This is a genomic window from Sediminivirga luteola (genome assembly GCF_014639315.1).
GTDB classification, from domain to species: Bacteria; Actinomycetota; Actinomycetes; order Actinomycetales; family Brevibacteriaceae; genus Sediminivirga; species Sediminivirga luteola.
Map to the genome: position 1 here is coordinate 1 of NZ_BMFY01000025.1, position 19,822 is coordinate 19,822.

The following is a 19,822-nucleotide window of genomic DNA, read 5'->3' on the forward strand; positions in this document are numbered from 1 at the left end:
AGGGAGCGGGCATGGTACACATCCTTCCAGGCCGCCCAGTGGGCAAGCCAGATCAGATGTCACCTATCGGTGCGGCAGTCCCCTCGTTCCTTCGCGGCCTCCACAATGCGCCTGATGATGTCCCGGCGTTTCGTCATGAGTTTAGTCAACCCCTCATTGCAGTGTCACGCTAGAGCCCCTAGCCAATCTGTGGACGCCGGCCTCCGGACAAGACTTGGTCTGGAACTACTCTTCAGATTCAACTGAGGCTGGCCCCCTGTCCCGCCCGATGCGTGCCTCGGGGTGTGGTTGGCTCGAAGACGACGCAGCCCGGCTGACCCGCGCATACGCGGCGGCTTCTTCGCTGGCCTCCCAGCGGGTGACGGTGCGCCGGGGCTGACCCGCGCGTACGCGGCGGCTTCGGCTGCCATCCACCATGCGGATCTACCGGTCGGGGCTCACCCGCGCGTACACGGCCGCTTCCGGACGGCTTTGAGGCGGACCAGATCGGACTCGGGCTCACCCGCGCGTACGCGGCGGCTTCGCTTTGACCCACCGGTGGCCGATCCCCCCGGAGGCTCACCCGCGCGTACGCGGCGGCTTCCAGTACGCCCCCACCGGTACGTGTACGAGCACGGGCTCACCCGCGCGTACGCGGCGGCTTCTCGGTCGTGATGGTCGCGCTCCGCGACTCCCCGGGCTCACCCGCGCGTACGCGGCGGCTTCAGCGTCCGGATTCACCGGGGTCGGCAGCGGCTGGGCTCACCCGCGCGTACGCGGCGGCTTCAGTCAGGGCAGGTCGTCACGGTCCACAGCACCGGGCTGACCCGCGCGTACGCGGCGGCTTCTGGCGTGTGGCTGCTGCTGGGCCTGTGGGCGCTGGGCTGACCCGCGCGTACGCGGCGGCTTCTGCAGCCGTGTGACCTCGTGGGTGAACTTGATGGGCTGACCCGCGCGTACGCGGCGGCTTCGATCTCGACCCGGAGGGCATTGAATCGGGCCAGGGCTGACCCGCGCGTACGCGGCGGCTTCCCCTCCCAGCAGGCGGGGCCAGTGAAGAACCGGGGCTGACCCGCACGTACGCGGCGGCTTCGGCCGCTACCTGCTCTGGCGCGGTAGCGAGCCGGGCTGACCCGCGCGTACGCGGCGGCTTCGAGGCAGGCGCGGTAGAGACGCTGGCGGGCCTGGGCTCACCCGCGCGTACGCGGCGGCTTCACTTCTTGACCAGGCACTTTATCGACCGGAGTACCCGTTTTCATTCGCTTTCCGAGAGGCTGGCAACGAAACCTCGACGCCGGACGGCGCCACCTTGCCAGCTCATGTCAGAATCTCCCTTCTTCAGCCGGCGGAACTCCAACACCCACGCGCTGTCTACAGCTGCCCAGTTCCACCGTGGCGATGTCCATACGGCCATCAGCAGCGCACGGAGCTCGTCAAACCCGGTGGGACGTGTGGGCAGCGGCAGTCGCAGCTTCGACGCCTCGCCCGAACCGATGACTCCCAGCGGCCCGCCCCCAGCATGGCCCACGCGCGCCATGCCCAGGACCGCCAGCGGGGCGAGTGCCGCCCGTGTCATACGGCCGGATCCGGCCTCCCCCACGCCGTTGATAAGCGGCACTGCGGCGACCGCGCGATCCATACCGCCGTCACACGGTTCCGGCTCGTAACCGGCATTCGGATCGAGCAGAGCCGCAACCATCCGCTCCACCACGTCGTCCCGCCCAGCTCGTTTGAGCGCAACCTCCGGATAGCTGAAATTGTTGGGCCACGGAACTATCGGGAGGAGCACCTGAGCCTTCTCTCCCTCCCCCGTCGCCGCCGGCAGGTCGGTAACGAGTCCCAGGACAAGTTCGTGCCCTTCGGCAGCTGCTCGCTGAAGAAGTTCGCGCATCTTCGTCACCTGGGGCAGCTTCTGGTTCTTTCTTCCCAGCCCCTTGCCGACGTCAAGAACGCTCGCCACCAGCTCATTGCCCCGCCGCCACTTTTCCGTGTTCACGGCGTTCGTCACGAGCGTCTCCAGCGGGAGCCGTGAGGAGAAGACGGGCACCAGCGGGGCACCGGCATTTCCGCCACCGTCCCACTGCACCGCGGCGTCCCGGTCACCGAGGTCGAGCGCCGACGCGAGTAGACCAACCACGGTGAACCAGCCCGTGAGCGGATGAGTGATCAAGCCACGGAGCTCCCGTTTCTGCTCCGTCGACGTGCTGGCGGCAGGATCGCGCTTCTTCGTCGGCACAGGCTCATCCGCCGGCCCCGGCGCTTCCAGCGGGTCCGGTTCCACCTCCACATCCGGGTCCGGCTGCGCCGAGGCCCGCCAGTCGGCCAGCCGCACGAGCGTTTCCAGGTATGCCAAACCCCACGGCCCGTACTGATCGTTCAGCCGGAGAAACTCCTCGGCGTGGGAGAACCCCTCGACCTGGTCATCGAAGTCTTCTCGCCCGCTGAGCACAGGCGGAAACCCTGGACGGTAATTGCCATGGTGAGCACCAACCAGATGGCATAGAAGTGGAACTAAATGCTCTGCACAGGGCAGGGCCTTGGCACGGTCCCGCAGAATACGGACGCTTTCAGCCTCGTGCCGCCAGTCGTCCGGCAGTTGGGCCGCCCGCCGCAGCGTTTGTTCACGCACCCAGCTGCCCCCGCGTCGATCCGCGCTCCGGTCTGACTTTGCGAGGAGGTCCCCCGAGTCCAGATCAGCCACGGCACTCCCTGACAAACCTCCATCGGGCGACGGGGTGGGTTCCGCGTCGCCTCGAAGGTAATGCTGGAACCGCGGATCTCGTTTCCCAACATCGTGCACCCGGCCGCCAAGCAGGACAAGACCTGCCAGATGAGCGCTCAGACCCGCGGCATCGGCATCAGATCGAGCGTAAACGGCGACCTGTTTACCGTGTGTTCTCAAGCTGATCGCCCGCCGTTCGACGGCCTCCCCGGCAGCGCCCGTCCGGCGGCCGCGGTAACGGAGCGGCCATGCCACCTGCAGCACGATCCCGGCCCGGCTCGCCATGACCGGTGTGACCCGGCACCTGTGCGCGATGGGGCGTTCCGGCAGCATCTCAGCCAGCAGGGTCAATGCACTGGTCGCGGCGTGCTCGGCTGCTGATTCGAAGACGACAGGATCGAACTCTTCGTCCGTGTCCCTCAGCGCCTCAAGATGAGGTGCGAGGTCGTCGCGGAAAGCACTGACGGCCGCAGACGCCTCATCGCCCAATCGCGGTAGCAGCGCCTCCAGCCCATCGAGGCTGGCGGCGGTGACCGCCAGTTCCGCGCCTCGAGGCAGTGTGCCTTTGCCGTTGGTGAACCACTCGCGAGCATGAAGGACGGTCGCCGCCAGGGACAGATCGGGCACCGGCGCATGCTCTTCGCTCCCGGTCCATCCCAACCGCGGGGCATAGCCGCCGATGCCGGTGTGCAGGACGAGTGCCCGCGCCCGCCAGAGATCCGTCCGCGATTCCGGCCGCTTCCATCTCTCAGCCTGCGGGTCCCAGATCCTGATGGCTGTGTAGGGCACCTGCTCGGAGCCCTGCCCCGTGGGCGGCTCTTCCATGCCGAGGTCGAGATCCGACAGCTCTCCTGCCCTCTCACCCCGCAGGAATCTCATCACCTGAGCGCGCGGCAGGGTCACGTACTCGGTCTCGGGCACAGTGGCTCCGGGCTCATCCAGACGATCCAGCAGCGAACGCCAGGCAACCAGTACCTCCTGGTCACGGGAGGCATCGGGTCCGGCGATGAAAGGATCAACGGGCAGATCGGGGCGGGGTGCCGGACGTGTCTGCACCATCAAGGGGACCAGTCCGCGATGCAATGTACCGACTCGCTGAGCCTGACCGTTAAGGACCAGACCTTCCCGCTCGGCCAAGGCGCGTAGGGCATCCACGCCGCGCAGCGAGACGTCGAAGCCCTCGCCATCGGCCGTCGACGCGCCGGTGATCACAGCCTGCCTGAGAAGGTTCTCCAGAGCTTCCGCGTCTTCGCCGTAGACCGCTTGCGTTCCTGCGCGGATTCTTCCTTCCGGACCGGTCACCAGATGCGCTTCAGCGCGGTCCCGTCTTCCGTCCCGGTTAAGCCGGCCCAGCCGCTGTACGAGGGCATCCCAGGAGCACAATTCGGTGACGAGAGCGTCAAAGCTGATGTCGACGCCGACCTCCAATGCCTGGGTTGTCACCGTGATGCCTGCCGGCGCCTCTGGTACCACGGGCCGTTCGAGTCCGCGGAACCGTGAGGTCAGCAGGCGCAGTTCGCTCCGGTCACCAGGCTGGGGTTGTTGAGCGTCCAGGATCTGGTAGACCTGCTGAGCCATGGAGACGGTATTGACGAACACTCCGACACGTGACGCCCCAGCGTCTTTGGCTTTAATCGCCTGGCCGGCGAGCGCGGTGGCGAACGCTCCCTCACCGGTGCCCTTGAGACGGTGGAGAAGGAGACGACGGTGGGCGTGTTCCCGCCGTGCTGCCTCGGCGATGGCGGACTCTTCGGGCTCTTCGGAGACCGGCCGGCTGTCGATGCGCAGTGTCGTCTCCGGAGTCGCGCCGACGGCTTCTGCCGCCGCCGGGGGCACGGTCGCCCCGAGAAGGCTGAGTCCGCCAAGCGGCACCCCGAGATCTTCGGCCGCACCCCGTTGGAGGCCGTCCGCATCGGCGATGGCGTTGATGGACGGTACGGCCAGGTGCGGTTCGTCCATGAGGATCAGCCGGTCGATGCCCACAAGCGCGGCATGGATGGGACGGGCGCCGTTTGCCACGCCGAAACCTCGCATGAGCAGCCGGGAGACCAGTTGATGCGGGGTCATCGAGATGATCACGCAGCCGGAGGCACGCAGCCATGCCGCTTCTGCCGGACTGGCGCCGTGGAGCTGGGTGGCCACGACCGGTGTCTCGTCGCCCCTCCCGAGCAGAGCGCTCAGGGCGCTCCGCACCGGGTGGAGGGGGGAGCCCTCGGCGGGCTCGTTGATCCTCACCGCCAGCTTCTTCGCGTAGTTTCCTGCATCGTCGACGACGGTGCGGCGGTTAACCACGTGGATGATCCGTTGGGGAGCGGTGCGCTGTGCCGGCTCCCTGCCCGCCTCCTGGTCGACTTTCCGCCGATGGGTTTGCCGTGCGAGTTCGTAGACCGCCACAGCGATACTCGCGGTTTTGCCGAGCCCGGTGGGCACCTCGATGACCATTGGCCAGGTACCGGCCCGCACTCGCTCGGCCAGGGCGATCTGCCACGGATACGGGCTGCGCCCGTCGTGAGTGGCGGCGAAGAACTCTGAGAAGGAGGGGAAGTTCTCCCCTGGATCGGTGATGTTCATACGGCTCCCTCCACAGGCTGAAGCAGCCCGAAACCGAACTCATTCGATGCGCCCAAGAGGAGCGGCCCTGCTATGGGTTCGCTCAGCTCCATCTCCAGCCACCACTGCCCGAAGCCGTCGTGAAGGGTGACTTCGGACCAGACGGCTTCGTAGTCGTGGATGGGAAGCCTCCGGCATGCCAGGCGCGTGAGTTCAACGCCGAAGCGCCCGCGTAAGGCTTCGGTCAGTTTGGCTTCGAGCACACGATCGTCCGGGAACTCCCGCAGCGGGGTCACCGAGACCCACCGTGAAGACGAGCGCGTCCACTTGTTCGCGGTCAAGGCTGCTGGTTGTCCTACGCGACGGCCGGGACCTGGCAACGTGATGCCTGTGAGGGCAGCCTCGACGGCACCTGCCGCGCGGTCGAGGTGCTCCGGTCCGACCGAGACCGGGTCAACGTCGGCAGCAGGATGGAGGGTGATGCCGACTCCGACGCATCGGCCGTCGGCATGGGCATGAGCGCTCACTGTGGCGGCAAACGCAAGCCAGGGCAGTTCCAGCGAGTCGGTGTTGTCACGCAGCACCTGATTGATCTGCGCGATCACTCCCGGGATGCGATGATGCGGTACCGACGAGTCCAGCGGGATGATCTCGCATGGGCCGTCGGCGTCTTTCGCCGGAACGTAGCGGAGCCATTCCACATTGCCGTCCGCGGGGATGGGCGGAAGGCTGTTGATCGCGGGGTCCTCGCCGAGGATCCGCGCGTGGTTGGCTTCGTACCAGTCGACGGTGTGCGGTAGCCAGCCGCGTATGTCACCGCGACGACTCTGCCGGGGCCGGAGGGTACGGCGGGTACCGGTCGGCGCCAGTTGAGCCGGTTCGTCCTTCTCCGCTCGCCGCACGACGATGTCCGCCGGGTCATGGGACCGGCCGAAATACGGTACCTCCGCGGCCGCGGCCACGAGCGAGTCGAACTGCGTAGCCGGCAGATCAACGTCCACGTAGGCGGTGAGCCGTGAGTCGGCGAGCGCGACGCCGTCCTGCGGCTTAGCTGCCCGCGAGCTGGTCGGCATGGACAGATGCTCCAGGTTCAGCCAGTTCTTTGCATCGCTGGCGGTGATTCTCACTGGTGACCACGTCTTCTCCGTGTAGGTGTCCGGGATGTTCAACGGCCGCACCTCGGGCACGTCAAGAACCGGGGGCGGAGCTGCGCTGATTCGCCGTATCGCGGCAAGGGCGTGTTCGCGAGCGGTCGGGTCCTGGAGCCGGTATGCCCCGGCCATGAGCGCTCCGAGCAGCCTGGCGGGACTTGGCGGCCATTCCGCGGTGCCGTCAGCCCGCAGGCCGTGGTACGAGTTCCGGTACCAGTGCACGTCGATGGCCAGCACGTTCAGTCCCCGTCCTCGTTGACCTTGGTCGACTCCGTGACGACGCGGTTCTTGATGAGCTGTCGTTCCTCGGCGGAGAACTGCACCTCGATGGGGGCGGCGAAGTCCAGGCCCGTCTTGCGGGCATCGGCGAGTGCTTCCTGGAGTGCCTCGGCCAGGTCGTCGACGGTGGGCGCATCGAGCGCCTCGGGTGCGCGCTGGCCGTGGCGGCGCCATCCCCAGCGTTCGTCCACCGCGACGAGGGCGCAACCGGACCGCAGGAATCCGTCCTCGTTTCCGAGCACACGGCCAGCCATCGCCAGCAGGGTCAGGACGGTGAGCGCGGCCTGGGACTGTTCTGGTGTCTCGAAACGCAAGGAGCGAAGCGCCTGAAGGGAGACGCTCGACTGCTGCAGGATGAGCTCACAGACGTATGCCCGTACGACCGCATCTGCGGGCACCTGGCCGAAGCCCGCCTCCGAGGGGCGGCCGGTCTTACCGACGCGCTTCTCTGCCACGGTGAGCTTCGTCCCGTCCTTCACGGTCACCTGGCTCTCGTTCGAGGCGCCTCCGACGGGGTCGAGCTTGGTGGTGCCGGCAATGACCGGGTGTGCGCCGTAGCCGACGATCTCCGACGAGTAGGCGCGCGCCAGCCTGTGACGCTGCGCAACACCTGAGGACAGCCAGAACCCGTACACGGCGGAATTCGGGAAGTGGCGGAAGAGCAGACCGGCGTTCTCGGGGCTGGCCTGCGTGATCAGCGTCTTGAGGTTGGCACCCGGTGCGGAGACGTCGCCAATCTCTTGTTGCCACACTTGTGTCTTGCCGTCTTCCGTGGCGAATTTCAGCCAGGCATCGTTCTGCCGGTGCGACAGGTCCCAGGTGCTCACCGTGATGTTCAACGCCTCGCGGAGCGCCGGGTCGTCGACGTCGACGGCCGCTTTCTCGCCACTGACGATGACCCCTGGCAGGGCCAGTCCCAAGCGATGCTGCTGCTCCCACAGCGCGCACTCCGCACGTCCACTCTGGGAGGCCACGCCGTCTAGCACGACGCGTGGCACCAGCACCGGCTGGCCGTCCTCACCTAGACGGATGGCGTGGAACCACCCGTTCTCGTCCGCTTCGGGCCGGAAAGCCTCCTGAGTCACGGCATGCCGCGGTGGATCGTTTCGGTTCTCTTTGGCATACGTCGGCGGAGCTACCGTTGCCGCCCGTCCTCCGAGCGGTTCGTACTCGGTCTCGATGATCAGCCCGCTGACGGCCGGGTCGGCCACATGCGCGGCCACGATGTCTTTGAGAGTGCTACTCATGGGATGTTCTCCGTTCGGTGTGTGAAAAGCGGTACTTGAAGCTCTCGCTCGAGGGTCAAAGAAAGAAGCTCACCGGCGCGGCCCAGCCGCGCATTACGCCGGGCTTAAACCGCCGGCCGACGCTGTCCTCACGGGAAGTCGCAGCCCCGCGCACAAGCGCCAGTGCGGGCCGCTCAGGGCAGGTGCCGGAGGCGGAGGAGCCCCAGGCCGTAGTTCTTGCCGCGGCCTACCCCGGACACCACTGCTTTCTCAACCTCCGCGCCGTCAGTAACCATCGCCTCAGCGCGGAGGTCCACGAACGGGATGCCTTTTCGCGGTCCTCCCAGGGAGGCGTAGCGGACGCGGCTGATGGTGAGCGTCTCGTAATCGACGTCCAGCCCGACTCTCTCCAGCCGTCGCCGCGCCCAGGCCGAGCGTTCCTCTTCCGGAACGAGGACCTGCTTCGACCGGTAGCAGCGACCGCCCTTCCCTGTCTTCTTCGGCACGGACTTCAAGGTGCTGCGGAGTTCCACCGGAATGTCAGACGGGGGTGTCTTGAGGCAACTGAGACTGATCCGGACCTCGACCCTGTCTCCACGTGCCGGAACGAACGCGGGTGACATATCGATGACCGCGCCAAGCAACTCGGGGCGCTCGGGAGCAGAAGCTGACTGCACGATTAACTGAGCCTTCTCTGATTCCAACCGCCAGAGCGCCTTCACTTCCGACCGCGGATGAGGCCCGAGCCCGTCTCGGAACGCCGTCATCACAAATGCGTGGCCTTTCTCCGCATTATGCGCAATGAGATCGCGCACCACTGGACTTATCGTTGAACGGGTCACTAAGGATTTCACCATCACAGCGTCCTTCCCTGTCTAAATACGCGACGTGCAGGAGCCGCACTATTTCGTTTCCTCGGCGTGCAGGTCCTGGCTCGTACCGGATCTCCGAGCAAAATGAACGGTATCGGGCACCACGGACAACCATGACGGCAAGTCTCCGCCGTCAGCGCTAGGCCAGACTTATGGCAAGCGATCGGGAGATGATGGGCGCGGCAAGAAAACGCGCGGAGGATGCAGAGAAGACGTCCTGCGGCTGCTCTCCAAGCCGGCAAGTCGCGGAACCTAAAAGAAAAGACGAAACGTTGAACTGGTCGCGCCTGTAGGTGGTGTGGGGCATCAGCACGGATCCTGCCGGAAGCGGCTGCACACCCCGCGCTCGAAAAACCCCGCCTACCGCGGCATGTTGGCGAAGCGGGACTTGGCGCCCTGGAACGCCACCGGGATGGTGCGCGTCTCGCCGTTACGGTGCTTGGCGACGATCACATCGGCCTCGCCGGCGCGCTCGTGCTCCTTGTCGTACATGTCCTCGCGGTGCAGCAGGATGACCATGTCCGCGTCCTGCTCGATCGAACCGGACTCACGCAGATCAGAGATCATCGGCCTGCGGTCCGTGCGCTGCTCGGAGGCACGGTTCAGCTGCGACAGCGCGATCACCGGCACCTCCAGCTCCTTGGCCAGCAGCTTCAGCGAACGGGAGAACTCCGAGACCTCCTGCTGACGGGACTCGACCTTCTTACCCGAAGTCATCAGCTGCAGGTAGTCCACCGCCACCAGCTGCAGATCATGCTGCTGCTTGAGCCGCCGGCATTTCGCCCGGATCTCCGTGAGCGCCATGTTCGGGCTGTCGTCGATGAACAGCGGCGCCTCGGTGATCTCGCTCATCGTGGTGGCCAGGCGGGTCCAGTCGCGGTCGTCCAGATCGCCGGTGCGCAGCCGCTGCAGGGGGATGTCCGACTCCGCCGAAAGCAGACGCGTGGTCAGCTCGGTCTTGCTCATCTCCAGGGAGAACACCACAGAGGTGAGCCGATGCCGGATCGACGCCGAGCGGACGATGTCCAGCGCGAACGTCGACTTACCGACACCGGGACGGGCGGCGATGACGATCATCTGACCGCCGTGCAGGCCATGCGTGAGCTCGTCGAACTCCTCGAAGCCTGTGGGCACGCCCGAGGGCCCGTCCCCGGCGTCACCGGCGCGTTCGATCTCGTTGACCGTCTCCTGCACGATCTCACCTAGGACCACGTAGTCCTGGGAGGCGTTGCGCTCGGTGACCGAGTAGATCTCCGCCTGCGCCTGGTTCACCACGGCCTCGGCGTCGCCCTGCGCGTCGTAGCCGATCTGCACGATCCTGGTGCCGGCCTCCACCAGACGGCGCAGCAGCGCCCGCTCCCGGACGATGTTCGCGTAGAAACCGGCGTTCGCCGCAGTCGGCACCGAAGCGATCAGCGTGTGCAGATACGCGCCGCCGCCGACGCGGGCCAGGTCACCGGACTTGGTCAGCTCATTGGCGACCGTCACGGAGTCGGCCGGCTCGCCGCGCGCGTAGAGATCCAGGATGCAGCCGTAGATGGTCTCGTGCGCCGGCTTGTAGAAGTCCTCGGGGCGCAGGTTCTCCACCACGTCGGCGATGGCGTCCTTGGAGAGCATCATGCCGCCGAGCACGCTCTGCTCGGCCACGATGTCCTGCGGCGGCGTGCGCATCCCCAGATCCGCTTCCGGCCGGGCGTCCATCTCCGCGCTCACGATCCCCCTCCCCGAGTCCACGATTGCCGACCGGTTCATTCTAAGTCCCCCGGGCCCGCCGGGACTCTCACTACGCCCTCAGACGGTGCGGGCGACATCGGCGACGCCCAGGACCGCCCGCCCGGACAGGCGCACCGCCAGCCACAGCAGCAGCGTCCCCAGCACGCACACCAGAGCGCAGGCGAGCATACTCAGCGGCGCGAACACCAGGGCCATGCCCACCAGCGGCAGCGCCAGCACCAGCGCGGAGAACACCCCGAAGACGATCGATGCGGCCACCGGGATCGTCACGGTACGGATGCTCAGCCGGGTGAGGGCGGCATCGCCCATGCCGACCGCGTGCAGCCCGCGGTAGACCTCGGCCCGGTCCAGGATGTCAACGTTCTGGTTGATCACGGCGGTCGCGCCGATCAGCAGGAACGCGATGCCGACGGTGAGCAGCAGGCCGGTGCGGATGTCGACCATGAGGGCCGCTTCCGCAGGGTTCATCGCCTCGGCGTTGGCCTCGGAGATGATGGCGACCCCGGCGCCGAGGAACACCGCGGCGAAGGCGGTCATCGCCAGGCCGGACACCCGCTGCCAGCACTGCTTGGGCACATCGCACACGATCCGGGCGGCCATCAGGTCCTGCGGGCGGGTAGCGACCTTGGCGGCGATGCGTCCGCTCAGCTGCACGATCCAGCCGCCGATCAGACCCAGGATCAACAGCCCGGCAGCCACCACGCCCAGCGCGACGCCGATGGCCACGCCCGCACCGAGCGGCACCACGTTCAACCCCACGGCGACCGCGCAGGCGCCCGCCAGGAGCACACCGCCGATGACGACCCGCAAGACTCCAGCTCGTTGCGCCTGCTGCCGCATCCGCACGCCCAAGGGTGACACGCTCACCCGGCGCAGCCCCAGGGCGGCGCTCACCAGGCTCAGTACCGCCATCACCGCGATGCCGGCCAGCAGCGCCCACCAGGGCAGCAGCATGGCGGTGTATCCCAGGGGCTCGTTCTGAAAGTGGATCCGGCTGAACGGCAGCAGCATCGCCAAGTAGCCCAGCACGCCGGCGAGGATGCCCACCCCGGCCAGGAGCAGTGGCTCGGCCAGGGCGACGGCGCGCACGGTCCCGGGGGAGGCACCCAACAGGGACAGCGTGGAGAGCCGGAGGTCGTTGCGCCGGGCGGAGAGCTTGGCTGCGGCCGCACCCAGATTGGCGGCCGGGATGAGCAGCAGGATAGAGGCGAACACCGCCAGCACCTGGTACATGCCGGAAAGGTCCTCGGTGCCAGGGAACCTCTCGGGCGTCCAGCGGAAGAACGCCCAGGCACCGCCGGCCACCGTCAGGATGATCGCGGTGGGCACCGCGTAGGCGATGACGGTCAGCACGCTGGTGCGCTGGCTGAGGCTACGCCGGTTGATCAGCAGCGGCAGTACGGCCCGGGCGCTCATGCCGCACCTTCCACGCCTGCCGCGCCGCCGACGCCGTCCACGCCCGCCGCACCGCCGACGTGTGCTGTACCGTCCACACGTGCCGTGCCCTGCGCCTTGCCGTCGTCGATAAGTCCGTCCCGCACGTGGATCCGATGGTGCGCCCGTGCCGCGACGTGCGGGTCGTGGGTGACCACGACGAGGGCGCGGCCGGCGCCGGCGGTGCTGGCCAGGAGGATGCTCATCACCTCGTGGGAGGTGTGCGAGTCGAGCGCCCCGGTGGGTTCGTCGGCGAAGGTGATCTCCGGGCTGGTGATTTGCGAGCGGGCGACGGCCACGCGTTGTGCCTGCCCGCCGGAGAGCTGCCCGATGCGTTTGCCCGCGTGCGCTTCCAGGCCGAGGCTGTGCAGCCAGTCCATGGCTGCGGCGAAGGCGACCTGCCGTTTCATCCCGCCGAGCATGCCCGCCACGGCGATGTTCTCCACGGCGGTGAGCTCGGGCATCAGCAGGCCCTGCTGGAAGACGAACCCGAACGACTCACGGCGCAGCCGCGCTCTCTCCCGCCGGTCAAGGGTGCTCACCTGGACCGGTGGCCCGCCGCCGGGCTGGAATGCCACGGTACCGGCGTCGGGAGTGATGAGCCCGGCCAGGCAGTGCAGGAGCATGGTCTTGCCGGACCCGGACGGTCCCATGATGGCCAGCGCCTGGCCGCGTGAGACGCCGATGCTGACGCCGCGAAGGGCATGGGCGCCGGGGTACGTCTTGACGAGGTTCGTCGCCTGGAGGAGAGGTTGCACGCCCGCCGGGCCGGGGTGGGGTGGTGCGACGGGCGGGGCGGGAATCGGGGTGCCGGAATCGTGTGGTGTGGTGTTCATGCCGGTGATTCTTCCGCCGTCGCCCCGGCGGCGTCCTCATCCTGGAGGCGGGTTCTTCCCCGGCACCCTACGCCTGCAGGAGGATGCCGGGCTATGCGGGATGAGGAGGCAACCCCGGTGCCGTGAGCCGCGTGGATTCGCCGCGCACTGCTTCTGCGATCCGGTGAGGCTGCCACCACACCAGGACCGATGCTTGGCAGGGCGAACAGTTCAAGGCTGGCAGGATGTACAGTACAGGGGCCGTACCGCGGAACCCTCGGACACCCGGATGACGCGCCAGGCGGCTCAGCTGCCGGGCGTTCTGCTCCGGACGCTGACGATGACTGTCACCAGGCAGGCCGGCAGCGGGTAGAAGAAACTGCCCAGCAGGCCCGTCACCAGCACGGTGAGAACAGTGTCGTTCTCCGGGCCCAGCCAGGTTTCCAGCAGCACCCCGGCCAGCTGCAGGACGATGACACCGGCACCGAAGACCGCGAGGATCAGCAGCAGCCAGCGCCGCGTGACAGCGGGCAGACCGGCCCGCAATACGGCCAGCGTCAGCAGGATGACACTGATCAGCGGCACCACCAGGAACGCCGTGGCCAGATAGGCGTTCTGGACCAGATCACCGCCTGGAATCCAGTCCGGACCGGCAATCAGCACCACACTCAGCAGCGCTGCAGCGGCACCCAGGGCGGCCATCGTCGTGGCCGTGGTGGCGTTCATCTCCCGATTATCGCCCACCCCTGCCCACACAGGCCCCACGGGCGCAGGGAGCGGGCCGGACCGCCAGCACGAGGACCGCCCGGCCCTGCTCAGGCGGCCCGCGCTACGCAGCGGCGCGGGCCAGCCCATCAGTCAGCGTCCCTTCCGCCGCCATTTCTTCCTCGGCCGCGGATTCCTCGGTGCTCCGGGGTTCGCCAGGTTCGTGGCTGGCGTTCGTGTGGGCAGAATCCGTCTGGCCGTGACTATCTGCGGTACTGAATGACAGTACTGGCTGGGAACGCGCTGGGACCTATATAAGTGTCCCTATGCACCGAGGCCGAGGCCATCGGGTTTGTGCTGAAGGCCTGCTGGCCGACGCTCCTCACCGAGTCGGGGATGAACACATCAGTCAACTCGTTGAACGAGAAGGCAGCACTTTCGATGCCCGTCACCGAGTCCGGGATGGTGAGACTGGTCAGGTTGTTGCCCTGGAAGGCGTACGACTGAATGATGGTCACTGAGTTCGGGATCGTCACGCTGGTCAGACTTCTGTTCTGGAAGGCGGCCGCGCCGATTGTTCTGACCCGCACTCCGTTGATCTCGGAAGGAATGACCACGTCCTTCGGGCCGTTCTGGCTGTAGCCGGTGATCATGCCGAACGTCGCGTTGAAGGTGAAGTACCCCGCCGGTGTGCGGTACTCGATCTGGGTGCTACCGGGGAACGCACCGGCTCCCAGCTGAGTGCCCTCACGCACCGAGGCAGAACCCATCGGGTTTCCGGCGAAGGCGCTGTTGCCGATGCTGGTCACCGAGTCCGGGACGAACACGGTGACCAGATCGTTGTCACGGAATGCCCCGGCGTCGATGCTGGTCACCGACCTCGGGAGCGTCACGCCGGTCAGACTGTTGTTCCGGAAGGCGTCCTCACCGATGCTGGTCACCGAGTTCCCGAAGGTAACACTGGTCAGGCCGTTGTGCTCGAAGGCTCTGGCGCCGATGCTGGTCACCGAGTCAGGGATCGTCACACTGTCCAGGTCATTGCCCGCGAAGGCACTCTCCCCGATGCTGGTGACTGAGCCGGGTATCGTGACGCTGGTCAGCCCGTAGCCCTGGAAAGCGCTGCCCCCGATGCTGGTCACCTCTACTCCGTCGATCTGAGCCGGGACCACCACATCGTTCGGCCCGTCCACGCTGTAGCCGGTGATGGTTCCGACGCTTGCGTCGAAGGTGAAGTACCCCGCCGGTGTGCGGTACTCAATGTCGGCGCTACCCGGGAACGCATCGGCTCCCAGCTCAGTGCCCTCACGCACCGAGGCAGAACCCATCGGGTTTCCGGCGAAAGCGCTGTTGCCGATGCTGGTCACCGAATCCGGGACGAACACGCTGTCCAGCTCGTTGTCACGGAACGCCCCGGCGCTGATGCTGGTCACCGACCCCGGGAGCGTCACGCCGGTCAGACTGTTGTTCCGGAAGGCGTCCTCGCCGATGCTGGTCACCGAGTCCGGGATGGTCACACTGTCCAGATCGTTGTCCGCGAAGGCGCTCGCCCCGATGCTCGTCACCGAATCCGGAATCGTCACACTGGTCAGATTGTTGCCCGCGAAGCTCCCGTTCACGATGCTGGTCACCGAGCCCGGGATGGTCACATTGGCCAGGCTGTTGTTCCGGAAGGCATCCTCGCCAATGCTGGTCACCGAGTCCGGGATGGTCACACTGTCCAGATCGTTGTCCGCGAAGGCGCCCTCCCCGATGCTCGTCACCGAATCCGGGATCGTCACACTGGTCAGATTGTTGCCCGCGAAGCTCCCGTTCACGATGCTGGTCACCGACCCCGGGATGGTCACCCTGGTCAAGCTGTTGTTCCGGAAAGCGTCCTCGCCGATGCTCGTGACCGAGTCCCCGAAAGTGACGCTGATCAGGCTGTTGCCGTAAAAGGCACTTCTCCCGATGCTGGTGACCGAGTCCGGGATGGTGACGCTGGTCAGGCTGTTGGAGATGAAGGCATCGTCGCCGATGCTGGTCACCTCTACCCCACCGATCTGGGCCGGGATCCCCACATCTGTCCCGCCGCCCTGACGGTAACCGGTGATCGTGCCGGTGCTCGCGTCGAAACTGAAGTACTCCACCGGAGTGCGGTACTCGACGTACGTGCCGGCGGGGAACACATCGTCTCCCCGCTGGGTATCCCCGTGCACTGAGGCGAACTCCAGGGGGTTCCCCCAGAACGCCGAATCTCCGATAGTGATCACCGAGTCCGGGACGAACNCTCCCCGATGCTGGTGACCGAGTCCCCGAAAACGACGTTGGTCAGGCCGTTGTTCCGGAAGGCGTCCTCGCCGATGCTCGTCACCGAGTCCGAGATCGTCACGCTGGTCAGCTCGTTGTCCGCGAAGGCGCCCTCCCCGATGCTGGTCACAGCGACGTCGTAGATCTCGACGGGAATGACCACGTCCTTCGGCCCTTCCGCGCTGTAACCGGTGATCGTCCCGGTGTCTGCCTCGAAGGTGAAGAACCTCTGCGAGGTCCCGGTCCGCCAGGTGATCACGGTGTCCTGAGGGAACACATAGCCGTCCAGCTGGGTGCCCTCATGCACAGAGGCAGCATCCAGCGGGTTGTCGAAGAAGGCGTAACTCCCGATGGTGGTGACCGAATCAGGGATGGTCACCCTCCTCAAACTGTTGTTCCGGAAGGTGTCCTCGCCGATGGTGATGACCGACTCCGGGATCGTGACACTGTCTATGTGGTTGTCCGCGAAGGCACCGTTCCCGACACTGGTGACCGAGTCCGGGAGATCCACACTGCCCAGGGCATTGTGCCGGAAAGCCGAATCCCCGACGCTGGTGACCGAGTTCCCCACGGTGACATTGACCAGGCTGTTGTTCCGGAAAGCCGAATCCCCGATGCTGGTGACCGAGTCTGGGATGGTCACGCCGGTCAGTTCGTTGTACCGGAAAGCGGAGTCCCCGATGCTGGTGACCGAGTCTCCGAAGGCGACGCTGGTCAGAATGTTGTTCCGGAAGGCGCCGTCACCGATGCTGGTCACCGAGTCAGGGATCGTCACAGTGGCCAGGTCGTTGCCCATGAAGGCACCCTCGCCGATGGTGGTCACCGAGTCCCCGAAAGAGACGTTGATCAGGTTGTTGTTCCGGAAAGCGTCCTCGTCGATGCTGGTCACCGAGTCAGGGATCGTCACACTGTTCAGGTCGTTACCCCCGAAGGCACCTGCCCCGATGCCGGTCACAGCGACATCGTCGATGTCAGCGGGAATGACCACGTCCTTGGGCCCGTCCGCGCTGTAGGCGGTGATGGTACCGGTGCTCGCGTCGAAGGTGAAGAACCTCTGCAAGGTGCCGGTCCGCCAGGTGACCGAGGTCCCTTCGGGAAACGCCTCGTCTCCCAGCTGGGTGCCCTCATACATTGAGGCAGTGTCCAGCGGGTTGTCGATGAAGGCCCTGTTGCCGATGGTGGTGACTGAATCAGGGATCCAGACGCTGCTCAGATTGTTTCCCTGGAAGGCGGAATTGCCGATGCTGGTCACCGAGTCAGGGATCCTCACGCTGGGCAACTCGTTCCCATAGAAGACCCAGCTGTCGATGCTGGTGATCGAGTCAGGGATCGTCACGCTGGGCAGCTCGTTCCCATAGAAGGCGCCCTCGCCGATGCTGGTCACCGAGTCCGGGATCGTCACACTGGTCAGGTTGTTGTTGTAGAAGGCGTAGCGTCCGATGGCGGTAACCGAGCCGGGGATCGCGACACTGTCCAGGTCGTTGGACGCGAAAGCCGTGTCCCCCATACTGGTGATCGAGTCCCCAAGGGTGACACTGGTCAGATCGTTGAACTCAAAAGCGCTCGTACCGATGGTGATCACCGAGTCAGGGATCGTCACGCTGGTCAGCCCGTTGGTCTGGAAGGCCCGGTTGCCGATGGTGGTGACCGAGTTCCCCACAGTGGCATTGGTCAGGCCGTTGTCCCGGAAAGCACTGTCCCCGATGGTGGTCACCGAGTCGGGGATTCGCACACCGGTCAGCTCGTTCAGGGCGAAAGCCGACTCCCCAATACTGGTGACCGACTCAGGGATGGTCACGCTGGTCAGCCGGTTGCCGTAGAAGGCATCGTCGCCGATGCTGGTCACCGCTACCCCGTCGATCTGATCCGGGATCGCCACATCTCTCGGCCCATCGGGGCGGTAATCGGTGATCGTGCCGGTGCTCGCGTCGAAAACGAAGAATCGCGGCCAGGTGCCGGTCCGCCAGGTGATCACAGTTCGGTCGGGGAACACACTGTGTCCCAGCTGGGTGTCCTCATGCACCGAGGCAGAGCTCATCGGGTTATCGTAGAAAGCGTAGCTCTCGATGGTGGTGACCGGATCAGGAATCCGAACACTCGTGAGACCGTTGTCGGCGAAAGCCCACCACCCGATGCTGGTCACCGAGTCCGGGATCGTCACGCTGGTCAGCCGGTTGCCGTAGAAGGCATCGTCGCCGATGCTGGTCACCGAGTCCGGAATTATCACACTTTCCAGCTCGCGGTACTGGAAGGCGTACGTACCGATCCCGGTCACAGCGACATCGTTGATCTCGGCGGGGATAACCACGTCCTTAGGCCCGTCCGTGCTGTAACCGGTGATCGTGCCGGTGCTCGGCTCGAACACGAAGTATTCCGCTGGGGTGGGCGCCCCGCGGTACTCGACATCAGTGTCCTCAGGGAACACATCGTCGCCCAGCTGGGTGTCCACATGTACCGAGGCAGTCACCATCGGGTTGGAAAAGAATGCCCTGTTCCCGATGCTGGTCACCGAATCAGGGATCGTCACACTGGTCAGCCGATTACTCGCGAAGGAGCTGATGCCGATTATGTTCACTGAACCAGGGATGGTGACGCTGGTGAGCCGATTGGCGTAGAAAGCGACACTGCCGATGAAGGTCACCGAATCAGGGATCGTCACGCTGTCCAGGTCGTTGTACGCGAAAGCCCAGTTCCCGACACCAGTGACCGAGTCAGCGAAGTTGATGCTGGTCAGACTATTGTTTCGGAAAGCGTCGTTCTCGATGGTGATCACCGAGTCCGGGAAGGTCACACTGGTCAGACCGATCTCTCGGAAAGCGTTGTTCCCGATCCTGGTGACAGCTGCTCCGTCGATCTCGGCGGGGATCACCACGTCGGTCCCGCAGTCAGCGTCCTCCACGCGATACCCGGTGATCGTGCCGTCACTGGAGTTGAACTCGAAGCACTCCTCGGCTGTGGGCTGCTGTTCCCCCTGGACAGGCTCCGTCTCAAGCCCGACGGTCGCCGACACCGAGTCGGTCCAGTAGTCCGTCAGGGGCCGGGGCGCATCCGGATCGTCAGTGCTGGACACCGACCGCGCCGTCAGTTCTAAGGCGAGTTCGTGCTCCAGGTCAGGGTCGATGCCCACCGCGGCGGTGAGGACCAGGCAATGACCGTGACTGGCGGGATCACCGCTGCTGTCGAGCACCGGCAGCTGAGAGACGGCGCCCTCGTCGAGGGCATCGAGCGAGTCACCGGAGGCGATCGGAGCATTGTCCTGGGCGAACTCCTCCGGGTCATCCGCGCATGCGGTGCCACCGGCATAGAGACCCCACGCGAAATCCCCGGCGTCCCCGTCATAATCGACAGCCACGCCACGGGGCTCTAGCACCCCATCGACGGTGGAACCGTCATGAGCCAGGCTGAAGTAAGCGCCCTGGACGTCACCCGGCGTGAAAGGCTCAAAGCTCAGGGCGGTCGCAAGATCACCGCTCACGCCGAAAGTCCCGGCCTGCGCCTGGAACCCGGCAGAGGCCTCGTCCGTCCACCCGGTAGCGGCAGCGCCGGTCGCGCTCAGCCCGAGCACGCCCAAGCCCGAGGCTGCGGTAAGCAGACCCCGGGTCACCAATCCGTGCGCCATCAGGGGCGCCTCTCTTCTGGTTCCTCGCGCGCGGTCTCCTCGGTGGGAGTTTCCTCGGTCTCCCCGATGTTGGCCTGGTCAGGCGAACTGTCCCGCCACTCGATCACGGTGGAGCTGGGGAACGCATCAGTGCCCAGATGTGTGTTCACATGCACCGAGGCGGACATCATCGGGTTCTGTGCAAAGGCACCGATCCCGATGCTGGTCACCGAATCAGGGATCGTCACACTAGTCAGGTTGTTGCCGTAAAAGGCCGCTCTCCCGATGCTGGTCTCTGAATCAGAGATGGTGACGCTGGTCAGCTGGTTGTAAGCGAAGGCCTGGTCGCCGATGCTGGTCACTGAATTAGAGATGGTGACGCTGGTCAGCCAGTTGGAGCGGAAGGCAGAGTGGGACTGCCGCACCGATAGGTGACATCTGATCTGGCTTGCCCACTGGGCGGCCTGGAAG

Annotated in this window: 11 protein-coding genes and 1 CRISPR repeat array; all 11 genes read right to left on the bottom strand. The window is 65.9% G+C overall.

From position 1 onward, the window contains the following. Positions 1 to 316 precede the first annotated feature (316 nt). A CRISPR array of direct repeats spans positions 317 to 1,194; the repeat unit is 23 nt; unit sequence ACCCGCGCGTACGCGGCGGCTTC. 40 nt (positions 1,195 to 1,234) lie between these two features. Beyond that, positions 1,235 to 5,272: a type I-G CRISPR-associated helicase/endonuclease Cas3g gene (gene cas3g / locus IEW13_RS16800; RefSeq protein WP_188552068.1), complete on the bottom strand. Its 4,038-nt coding sequence runs from the start codon at positions 5,270 to 5,272 to the stop codon at positions 1,235 to 1,237. After that, on the bottom strand, positions 5,269 to 6,639 hold the full coding sequence (gene csb2 / locus IEW13_RS16805) for a type I-G CRISPR-associated protein Csb2 (RefSeq protein WP_188552069.1): 1,371 nt from the start codon (positions 6,637 to 6,639) through the stop codon (positions 5,269 to 5,271). The genes cas3g and csb2 overlap by 4 nt, the downstream gene beginning before the upstream one ends. Positions 6,640 to 6,641: 2 nt before the next feature. Next, the gene (locus tag IEW13_RS16810; RefSeq protein ID WP_188552070.1) at positions 6,642 to 7,928 is read right to left on the bottom strand and encodes a type I-G CRISPR-associated protein Cas7; all 1,287 of its coding nucleotides are present in this window, start codon (positions 7,926 to 7,928) and stop codon (positions 6,642 to 6,644) included. A 173-nt stretch (positions 7,929 to 8,101) separates the two neighbouring features. Further along, entirely contained in the window at positions 8,102 to 8,725 is a 624-nt protein-coding gene (locus IEW13_RS16815) for a type I-E CRISPR-associated protein Cas6/Cse3/CasE (protein ID WP_188552071.1), read from the bottom strand. A gap of 414 nt (positions 8,726 to 9,139) precedes the next feature. Continuing rightward, a complete protein-coding gene (gene dnaB, locus IEW13_RS16820) occupies positions 9,140 to 10,480 on the bottom strand; it encodes a replicative DNA helicase (RefSeq protein ID WP_188552078.1) in 1,341 nt (446 codons plus the stop codon). Between the two features lie 90 nt (positions 10,481 to 10,570). Continuing rightward, positions 10,571 to 11,929, bottom strand: a complete 1,359-nt coding sequence (locus IEW13_RS16825) for an FtsX-like permease family protein (protein ID WP_188552072.1) — start codon at positions 11,927 to 11,929, stop codon at positions 10,571 to 10,573. Beyond that, positions 11,926 to 12,783: an ABC transporter ATP-binding protein gene (locus tag IEW13_RS16830; RefSeq protein ID WP_188552073.1), complete on the bottom strand. Its 858-nt coding sequence runs from the start codon at positions 12,781 to 12,783 to the stop codon at positions 11,926 to 11,928. Before IEW13_RS16830 ends, IEW13_RS16825 begins: the two co-directional genes overlap by 4 nt. A 285-nt stretch (positions 12,784 to 13,068) precedes the next feature. Next, complete coding sequence (locus IEW13_RS16835; protein WP_188552074.1) at positions 13,069 to 13,488, bottom strand: hypothetical protein; 420 nt, start codon at positions 13,486 to 13,488, stop codon at positions 13,069 to 13,071. 242 nt (positions 13,489 to 13,730) lie between these two features. Further along, positions 13,731 to 15,716: a leucine-rich repeat domain-containing protein gene (locus IEW13_RS16840; protein ID WP_188552075.1), complete on the bottom strand. Its 1,986-nt coding sequence runs from the start codon at positions 15,714 to 15,716 to the stop codon at positions 13,731 to 13,733. Then, positions 15,713 to 19,372, bottom strand: coding sequence for a leucine-rich repeat domain-containing protein (locus IEW13_RS16845; protein ID WP_188552076.1), 3,660 nt, complete (start codon positions 19,370 to 19,372; stop codon positions 15,713 to 15,715). The genes IEW13_RS16840 and IEW13_RS16845 overlap by 4 nt, the downstream gene beginning before the upstream one ends. Further along, positions 19,372 to 19,822, bottom strand: a 451-nt coding sequence (locus IEW13_RS16850) for a leucine-rich repeat domain-containing protein (protein WP_229745273.1), incomplete at its 5' end; no start/stop codon positions are given. The genes IEW13_RS16845 and IEW13_RS16850, both read right to left, overlap by 1 nt.